The sequence below is a fragment of the Clostridium sp. CAG:43 genome (assembly GCF_000434655.1).
In the GTDB taxonomy this organism is placed as follows: domain Bacteria; phylum Bacillota; class Clostridia; order Lachnospirales; family Lachnospiraceae; genus Otoolea; species Otoolea fessa.
Genome location: NZ_FR895029.1, coordinates 32,174 through 41,893, shown reverse-complemented (window position 1 = coordinate 41,893; position 9,720 = coordinate 32,174). Strand labels below are relative to the sequence as shown.

Here is a 9,720-nt window from a genome sequence, read left to right as displayed (position 1 = left end):
CATGTTTACGGCAGCCATTACATTAATAGTGGAAGTTTGGTGTGATGCATTTACGGCTGATATTGCGAAGAGTTAATACGAAGATACATAAAGACGGGGGACGTTAGGAATGACATTGAATCAGATTTTATATTTTCAGAAGATAGCGAATCTGGAAAATTATCATCAGGCGGCGGAAGAATTATATATATCACAGCCATCCCTGAGCCGGTCGATGGCATCACTGGAAAATGAGCTGGGCGTGACGCTCTTTGAAAAAGAAGGGCGCGGGGTGACTCTGACGAAGGCGGGGAGGATGTTTTTGGAGTACGCGGACCGGATTCTCACAGACTGCCACATCGCGGTCGGAAAAATGCGGGAGATTTCGATGGATGGGGGAAAGATCGACATCGGTTACGTGTTTCCGCTGGCCGGTCACTATATCCCGCACCGGGTCAAGCTCTTTTTAGAACAGCCGGAAAATCAAAAGGTTGTGTTTAATTTCTGGCAGAATCACACACCGGCGATTGCAAAAAAGGTAAAAACGGGTGAATTAGATGTAGGCTTTGGCGGCTGTCTGGAAAAGGATGACATGGAATTTTTTCCGGTGGCGAACCAGAAGCTTGTTATCATCACACCGAAGGATCATCCGCTGGCGCAGCGGGAGAGAATTCCATTTGCGGAGCTGAACCGGTATCCGGTAATTGGATACGATAAGGACTCCTGGATGGGGACGCGCACCCGCGCGCTCTATGCGAAATACAACATCCAGCCGGACATTGTCGTGGAGTGCCCGGACGAATATTCGATCGTCGCGCTGGTGCGGGAGAGTTTTGGCATCGCACTGATGCCGCGCACGGACATTCTGGAGCTTGCTCCGGGAGTTTGCATTCATCCGATTGAAAATTTGGACATTTATCACCAGATTTTTATGTTCTGGATGAAAGAACGCTACCGGCTTCCGGCGGTGGAACGCTTTATTGAATATATGAAACAGCAGGCGCGTCAGGACGGTCTGCAGGCGGAACGGGAAACCGATAGCAAAAACGTATTGAAAATTTACCTGAAAGATATTGTTAATTTTTAAGCAAAACGGTTATGATAAAAGTGTCACAAACACAGGGATGCCTCTCATGCAATGGAGAAGGAGAATTTCATCATGAAGAGCAAATACCCGAAAATTTTTGAACCGATTACCATTAAGCGCATGACAATCAAAAACCGTGTTGCCATGACGCCGATGGGTACTAACTATGGCGAGACGAGCGGTGAGATGAGCAACCGCCATATGAATTATTATTCCCTGCGTGCCAAGGGAGGAACTGGTCTGATTATTCTGGAGAATGCCAATATTGAATATCCGGTTGGTTCCAATGGCACAAGCCAGATCCGCATCGATCACGACAGCTTTATGCCGCGTTACTATCAGTTAGTCGAGAATCTTCACAAGAATGGCGCGATGGTAGCGATTCAGGTCAACCATGCGGGTGCTTCTGCATCCTCTGCCAGAACCGGTATGGAGACGGTGTCTTCCTCCAATATCCCGACCAAGGCAGGCGGCGAGATTCCGCGTCCGATGACAAAGGAAGAGATCCTGACGACCGTAAAAAAATACGGCGAGGCGGCGAAACGTGTACAGGCGATCGGATTTGATGCGATTGAGATCCACTGCGGTCATTCTTATCTGATGAGTCAGTTTATTTCCCCGTATTACAACAAAAGAACCGATGAATTCGGCGGCTCTGTCGAGAATCGTCTCCGTTTCCCGAAGATGGTTCTGGAAGAGGTGCGGAAAAATGTAGGTCCGTGGTTCCCGATCATCGTTCGTATCTCTGCGGAAGAGCGCGTGCCGGGCGGCAACACGCTGGAAGACACACTGGAATACCTCGAATATCTGGATGAGTACGTAGATATGTACGATGTATCCTGCGGTCTGAACCCGTCCTTACAGTATCAGATTGACTCGAACTTCCTGCCGGATGGCTGGCGTTCCTACATGGCAAGGGCCGTGAAGGATAAATTTGGTAAACCGGTTATCAATGCGGGCAACTACCGCGATCCGGAGGTCGTTGAGAAAGTATTGGAGAGCGGCGATGTCGATATTGTCGGCATGGGACGCGGACTCATTGCAGAGCCGAACTGGGTCAGCAAGGTGCAGAACGGTGAGGAAGAGATTCTTCGTAAATGCATCTCCTGTAACGTCGGCTGTGCGGGCAACCGAATCGGCGTCAACCGCCCGATCCGCTGTACCGTCAACCCGGCTGTTCCGGAGGGCGATATCTACAAGAAGCTGAAAGTCAATAAAAACTGCAACGTAGTTGTAGTCGGCGGCGGTACAGCCGGTCTGGAAGCAGCCTGCACGGCAGCCGAGGTTGGATGCAACGTATTCTTATTAGAAAAGAGTGGTAAATTAGGCGGACTTTCCACCTTCATCTCCGACCTGCCAAGCAAGAACCGTATGAAAGACTTCCCGAAATATCTGGAAGCACGTGCGAAGAGACTGAAAAACCTGTATGTTTTCCTGAACTGCGAGGCAACCGTGGACAAGATCAAACAGTTCAAGCCGGATATCATTGTCAACGCAACCGGTTCCGTTCCAGTCGTTCCGCCGATCAAGGGACTCAAGGAAAACATCGCAGCCGGTCATGTCGATACCATTTTCGAGATGATTCAGAAAGTAAAAGCCGGAGAATACCCGGATGATTTCTGCAAGGGCAAAAAAGTGGTTGTAGTCGGCGGCGGCTCCGTTGGTCTGGATGTTGTGGAGTATTTCGCACCGCGCGGCGCGGAGTGTACCATCGTGGATATGCTCCCGCAGATTGGTATGCTGGCAGATCCGATCACGAAATGTTCCATGCGTGAGACACACGACAAATATGGTGTGAAAGAGTATGTGAATACTGCGCTGCAGGAAGTCAAAGAAAACGCATTTACCGTGAAGCTGCCGGATGGCACGATCGAGGATCTGAACTTTGACCTCGGCTTCAACTGTCTGGGAATGCGCGCCAACAATCCGATTCTGGCACAGCTTGAAGAGGCATTTGACAACACAGATACCTTCATTTACCCGATCGGAGACTCTGTCCGCGCCCGCCGTATCATGGAGGGAACGATGGAAGGACGTGCGATTCTGAACGTGCTGGAAGCGAGAGGATTTTTAGAGCTGGCACCGTTGGAGTAAGAAATTGAATATCGTATTTGAAAGATTCTGACTGTTCGCTGAACGAATGATATCATTTTATTTGATTATAAAAAATAGAGAAGAAAAGAGGAAATTATCATGCCAAACATTACAGGACATACCGAATTAGTAGGATTAATGGCTTACCCGATCCGTCATACACAGTCTCCGACCACCCACAACCTTGCCTATGACAAGAATGGCGACGATGTTATCCAGCTTGCGTTCGAGGTAGACAACGATACCCTGGAAGCAGCGGTTGAGAGTATCCGTGCGCTGAAGATGCTGGGTTCCAACATCTCCATGCCGAACAAGACCGTCGTTCATAAATATCTGGATGAGGTAGACGAGGCTGCAAAGCTGTGCGGCGCGATCAACACTGTAGTCAACACCCGTGACAAAGACGGCAATGTAACCGGATACCTGAAGGGTTACAACACTGACGGTATGGGCTACTGGCAGGGAATCAAGGAAGAAGGCATTGATTTCAAGGGAATGAAGATGGTTCTCATCGGTACTGGCGGTGCAGCAACCGCTATCGCAGTACGCGGCGCACTGGACGGCATTGCAGAGCTGCATATCTTCAATATCAAAGATAAATTCTATGCACGCGGCGAGGAGATCGTTGATATCATCAACAAGAACTCTAACTGCAAGGCCGAGATGCATGACCTGGGCGATCTGGCACTCTTAAAAGAGAAAATGCACGAAGCAGACATTTTCTGTGATGCAACCGGCGTTGGTATGCACCCGCTGGAGGATCTGTCCAATATTCCGGATCCGTCCTATTTCCGCAAGGATCTGATCGTAACTGATACGGTATATGCACCGCGTGAGACCGTGATGATGAAGCAGGCCAAAGAAGCTGGCTGCACCCGCGTATACAACGGCATGAGCATGATGCTGTTCCAGGCGTTGATCGCGATTGAACTGTATACAGGAAAATCAACACCGGTGGATTACATGAAGGAGAAGCTGGGAATCTAATTAAACTATATCCCCTACAGTTATACCTGCTATTCCGCATTAGCACTTGCGTTCATATCCTGATTCGGGTATAATAATAAAACACACTTTCAATGTAAAGTGCAAAAGTGATTTGAATGAATACAAGTGAAGAAGGATGAGACAGATGGATGAATTAAAGAAGCTGCGAAATGATTTGGACATGTGCGACGAGATTCTGATCGATGCCCTGCGGATGCGCTGCCAGATTATCCAGGAGATTACAAATTATAAACAGAAAAACGGACTTCCGATTTACCAGGCAGAGGAGGAAGAGCGCAAGAAGAGCAAGATGCTTGCGAAGCTGGATGATTATGAATACAAAAAGTCAATCATGGCAGTTTACGACAGCGTCCTCTACCGGAGCAAACGGATCCAGTCCCATGAGTTGTTTGGATTCAATATTTTCTTGATCGGATTTATGGGAGTCGGAAAGAGTACCGTTTCGAATGCACTGCAGAATACCTTTGCGATGGATGTGGTGGAAATGGATGAAATGATCGCGAAAAAGAACAACATGAGCATTTCCGAGATCTTCGATCTGCACGGCGAGGCATATTTCCGCAACGAGGAGACAAACCTGCTGAAGGAAGTAGGGAAAGAGAAAAATAAGATTGTATCCTGCGGCGGCGGTGTGGCGATGCGGGAGGTCAATGTACAGGAGATGCGAAAGAGCGGCAAGGTTATACTTCTGACCGCGAAGCCGGAGACGATTCTGGAGCGTGTCAAAGAGAACCATGACCGTCCGCTTCTGGAAAATAATAAGACAGTGGAATATGTTTCCGAACTGATGGAGAAGCGCAGACCGGCGTATGAAGCGGCAGCGGATATTGTGATCGCGACCGATGGAAAATCAGCGAATGAGATCTGCGAGGAGATCATTGCACAGGTGAAGAAGTTTAAATAAGGTGACTGCTCAGAAAGTTCTGACAGAGAAAACGAAAGGGGAAAAAAGATGTCGAATCATATCACAGGACACACAGGTTTACTTTGTTTACTGGGAAGCCCGGTCGCACACAGTGTTTCGCCGGAGATGCACAACGAGGCGTGCAGCCAGTTGGGTCTGGATTATACATATCTGGCGTTTGATGTGCCGGAAGAGAAGATGCCGCAGGCGGTTGAGGGACTGCGGACGATGGGCGCGCGCGGCTGGAATATCACGATGCCGGGCAAAAATATCATGTGCAAGCTGGCAGACAAGGTTTCACCGGCTTCCGAGATTTCCGGCGCCTGCAATACGATTGTCAACGACGACGGTGTTCTGACTGCTTATACGACCGATGGCGTCGGATTTATGCGTGCAGTTGCAGAAAATGGTGTAGACATCATTGGCAAGAAAATGACGCTTTTAGGCGCTGGCGGCGCCGCAACCGCGATTCTTGTACAGGCAGCTTTAGATGGCGTGGCAGAAATTAACGTATTTAACGTCAAGGACGCGTTCTATCCGAGAGCCGAGGAGATTGTAAAGAAACTGAACGAGCGCACAGGGTGCAAGGTAACCCTGCATGATTACTCCGATTCGGAGATCCTGCGCCAGTCTATCGCAGACAGCGCGATTCTGGTAAATGGTACTTCCGTCGGTATGGCTCCGAAGACAGACAACACGATCATTACTGATACAACGATGTTCCACAAAGACCTGTTCGTATTCGATGTCATCTACAATCCTCAGGAGACCCGTTTACTGCGCGAAGCAAGAGCGGCAGGCTGCAAGACCAGCAACGGTATGTACATGCTTCTCTATCAGGGAGCTGCATCCTTTGAACTCTGGACAGGACAGCAGATGCCGGTGGAGATCATTAAAGAAAAATATTTTACAAAATAGGATTTGAAGAACGGCACACCGCATTCTCGTTAACACCGCATTCTCGTTACTTAGTGATGAGAATGCGGTGTGCCGTTTTTCATCATTTATAAACCTTTATGCCCACAAATCTGCTCCTCCAGCACACTCATCAGCACCTTCATATCAATCGGCTTCGCCACATGATCATTCATTCCGGATTCCAGCGCCCGCTCTTTATCCTCTGTAAATGCATTCGCTGTCATCGCAACGATCGGAATGCCAGCCTTCTTCTTATCCGAAAACCGCCGGATCGCCCGCGTTGCCTTGTAGCCGTCCATGATCGGCATCTGGATATCCATCAGAATCAAATCATAATAATCTTCCGGCGCTTTTTGCAGCATTTCCAGGCAGGCAACCCCGTCATTTGCCCGTTCGACCAAAAGCCCCTCGCGGGTCAAAAGTTCGATGGAAATTTCGGCGTTCAGATCATTATCCTCCGCAAGAAGAATCCGGCAGCCGGATAGAGTCTGGGCAGCTGTTTCATCGAATGCGGTAGGCTCTGTTTCCTCCCGCGAGGAAATCCGGCATGGGATCCGGACAGTAAACGTTGAACCTTCTCCGAGCTTGCTCTTTACCTCGATCGTTCCATGCATCAGATCCACCAGATTTTTCACGATTCCCATGCCAAGCCCGGTGCCTTCAATGCCGCTGACGGTGGAAGAACGCTCCCGTGAAAATGATTCAAAAATATGCGACTGGAATTCCTCGGAAATGCCGATGCCGGTATCGGTGATTGCGATTTCTGTGATACACCAGCCGTCCGTTTCACCAGGCTCCTGGCGGAGGGCACAGGAGATCGTCCCGCCCTTGGCGGTATATTTGATTGCATTGCTCAAAATATTCAATATAATTTCGGACATATACGTCATGTCAATGTAGATATATGGGTACGAAATGTCCTTGGTCACATGAAAATGCTGCTGTTTTTCTTCCAGGGCAGTCTGAACCATGACGATACAGGAATCAAAACTTTTCTCAGTCTGGACGGAGGTTTCTTCAATGTGTATCTGGTTATTCTCAATCTGTGAAAACTGAAGAATATTGTTGATGATAGAGAGCATCTTTTCACCGGAAATATGGATCTTGTCCATATATTCACCGATTTTTTCCGGTTCCTGCAGATGGTTTCTGGCAAGTTCTGCATAACCGAGGATCGCATTCATCGGTGTCCGGATATCATGTGACATATTGAACAGGAAGGTCGATTTCGCCTTGTTGGCTGCCTCTGCTGCTTTTGCGGTCTGTTCCAGAAGCTGCTGCTGGGTGAGTTCTCTGGACTTCTGTTTCTTTGTATAAAAATAGGAAATAACAATTAGCAGAAGTGCTATCATGCTCGCGGCAGCGGCGATCCCAAAGGAGGAACGGTTGATCGCCTCAATCGATCGGTAAGTGTCTTCCATATCAATCTCGATACAGAGGGCACCGAGAATGTCATTGGTTCCGTCGGAGGCAATGACCGGATAGCAGGCGGTAAAAATATGCCCCCATGTGGTATCAATGATCTTTTGTGAGTGGATCGTTTTGCCGGAGAGGGCAGCTTCCAGATACGGAACCATTTCCTCTTCCAGGTAGGTGCCCGGATAAGCAAAATCAGGTGCTTCCAGATCCAGGCCATCGATCAGGTAGATGGGTTTTCCGCCCGGTCCACGCTTGGCAGTGTATAAGTAGCGCGTCGAATTGAGGCTGCGAAGCTCATTTAAATAAGACTGCAGGCTTCGATACTGCGCGGAGTTCATATCGGATTTTGTATTGATCTGTTCAAAATCTGCCCGCGTCAGCCGGCTCGATATCGCCCGGTGAACCGCGTCCGAACAGGAAATATTCCGTTCTACGGCGGCGCTCAGGGTGATGCGGCTGTTGCTTTTCAGCAGTCAACGGTGTATAAGGAAATGAAAAATACTGCCAGAAGAAGCAAAAAGGTAAAGTTAAAGGCATGATAAGAAAAGCTTCTTGATGGGATATTTTCGTTGGATGGATGGTTCATAAGTTAGATTCAACTTTCATGTAAATGCAGGGTTTATAGTTAAAAAACAGATCGAGTTGTTGATAATAAATGTAACATAAAACAGGTAAATCGGCAAGAAAGATATGCTTACATGAAAATTTTAAAAAAAAATTTTCACAAATTCTTCATAAAAAATTAGCACTCTACTCTTGACAGTGCTAACAACAAGTGTTATATTACTGCTAGAACAAAAGAAGACCAAAAGGTTTTCACAGATTGTTCGAAAGGAGGCAGGTTTATGAATATCAGTAAATTTACCCAGAAGTCTCTGGAAGCCGTTCAAAATACGGAAAAGCTGGCGTATGAATATGGAAACCAGCAGATTGATCAGGAACATTTGCTGTACAGTCTTTTGACTGTGGAAGACAGCTTGATTTTTAAATTAATAACAAAGATGGGAATCTCGGGCGACCAGTTCCGTGATGAGGTGCAGCAGGCGATTGGAAAGCTGCCGAAGGTATCCGGCGGTCAGGTGTATTTCTCCAACGATGCCAACAAGGTGCTGGTGAACGCGGAGGACGAAGCCAAGGCGATGGGGGACGAGTATGTTTCCGTCGAGCACTTATTTCTGGCGATGTTAAAACAGCCGAATAAGGCGGTCAAGGAACTGTTCCGTCTCTACGGCATTACGAAAGAGAGCTTTTTGCAGGCGCTTTCGACCGTGCGCGGCAACCAGCGTGTCGTCAGCGATAATCCGGAGGCAACGTATGACACTTTAAATAAATACGGTTACGATCTGGTGGAACGTGCGAGAGATCAGAAGCTCGATCCGGTCATCGGTCGTGACAGTGAGATCCGTAACGTGGTTATGATTCTCTCCAGAAAGACGAAAAACAACCCGGTTCTGATAGGTGAACCTGGCGTCGGTAAGACAGCCGTTGTCGAAGGACTGGCACAGCGTATCGTGCGCGGCGATGTCCCGGAGGGCTTGAAGGACAAGAAATTGTTTGCCCTGGATATGGGCGCTCTGATGGCGGGCGCGAAGTACCGCGGCGAGTTCGAAGAGAGACTGAAAGCGGTGCTTGACGAGGTCAAGAAGAGCGAGGGACAGATTATTCTGTTTATCGATGAGCTGCATACGATCGTCGGCGCGGGCAAATCCGAGGGCGCGATGGATGCCGGGAATATGCTGAAGCCTATGCTGGCGAGAGGTGAACTGCACTGTATCGGTGCGACGACCCTGGATGAGTACCGTAAATACATCGAAAAAGACGCAGCTCTGGAACGTCGTTTCCAGCCGGTTCACGTTGATGAGCCGACCGTGGAAGATACGATTTCTATTCTGCGTGGTCTGAAAGAGAGATATGAGGTTTACCACGGGGTCAAGATTGCCGACTCTGCGCTTGTATCGGCGGCAATCCTCTCGGATCGTTATATCACGGATCGTTTCCTTCCAGATAAGGCGATCGACCTGGTTGATGAAGCGTGCGCGATGATCAAGACCGAGATGGATTCAATGCCGGCGGAGCTGGATGAACTGTCGAGACGTATCATGCAGCTGCAGATTGAAGAGGCTGCGCTTAAGAAAGAGACTGACCACTTAAGTCAGGATCGCCTGGCAGAACTGCAAAAAGAACTGGCAGAACTCAAGAGCAGCTTTTCGACCCAGAAAGCCCAGTGGGAGAATGAAAAATCTTCCGTTGATAAGCTGTCCAAGCTGCGTGAAGAGATTGAACATGTAAATGGCGAGATTCAGGCAGCGCA

Annotated in this window: 7 protein-coding genes; 6 read left to right on the top strand and 1 reads right to left on the bottom strand. The window is 48.6% G+C overall.

Annotated features, from left to right (window positions below; translation table 11 throughout):
* Positions 1 to 109 precede the first annotated feature (109 nt).
* The 5 genes from QVO97_RS02450 (at position 110) to aroE (ending at position 5,990) form a co-directional block, all read left to right on the top strand.
* The gene (locus tag QVO97_RS02450) at positions 110 to 1,066 is read left to right on the top strand and encodes a LysR family transcriptional regulator (RefSeq protein ID WP_022358825.1); all 957 of its coding nucleotides are present in this window, start codon (positions 110 to 112) and stop codon (positions 1,064 to 1,066) included.
* A 72-nt stretch (positions 1,067 to 1,138) separates the two neighbouring features.
* Entirely contained in the window at positions 1,139 to 3,160 is a 2,022-nt protein-coding gene (locus QVO97_RS02445) for an oxidoreductase (protein WP_022358824.1), read from the top strand.
* A gap of 99 nt (positions 3,161 to 3,259) precedes the next feature.
* Positions 3,260 to 4,147: a shikimate dehydrogenase gene (locus tag QVO97_RS02440; protein ID WP_022358823.1), complete on the top strand. Its 888-nt coding sequence runs from the start codon at positions 3,260 to 3,262 to the stop codon at positions 4,145 to 4,147.
* Positions 4,148 to 4,292: 145 nt separating this feature from the next.
* The gene (locus QVO97_RS02435) at positions 4,293 to 5,072 is read left to right on the top strand and encodes a shikimate kinase (RefSeq protein WP_022358822.1); all 780 of its coding nucleotides are present in this window, start codon (positions 4,293 to 4,295) and stop codon (positions 5,070 to 5,072) included.
* A gap of 48 nt (positions 5,073 to 5,120) precedes the next feature.
* The gene (gene aroE / locus QVO97_RS02430) at positions 5,121 to 5,990 is read left to right on the top strand and encodes a shikimate dehydrogenase (protein WP_022358821.1); all 870 of its coding nucleotides are present in this window, start codon (positions 5,121 to 5,123) and stop codon (positions 5,988 to 5,990) included.
* 86 nt (positions 5,991 to 6,076) lie between these two features.
* Here aroE and QVO97_RS02425 read toward each other — a convergent pair whose 3' ends face one another.
* The gene (locus QVO97_RS02425) at positions 6,077 to 7,747 is read right to left on the bottom strand and encodes a hybrid sensor histidine kinase/response regulator (RefSeq protein WP_022358820.1); all 1,671 of its coding nucleotides are present in this window, start codon (positions 7,745 to 7,747) and stop codon (positions 6,077 to 6,079) included.
* Between the two features lie 507 nt (positions 7,748 to 8,254).
* Between QVO97_RS02425 and QVO97_RS02420 the strand changes: the two genes are divergently transcribed.
* Positions 8,255 to 9,720, top strand: a 1,466-nt coding sequence (locus tag QVO97_RS02420; protein ID WP_288188708.1) for an ATP-dependent Clp protease ATP-binding subunit, incomplete at its 3' end; no start/stop codon positions are given.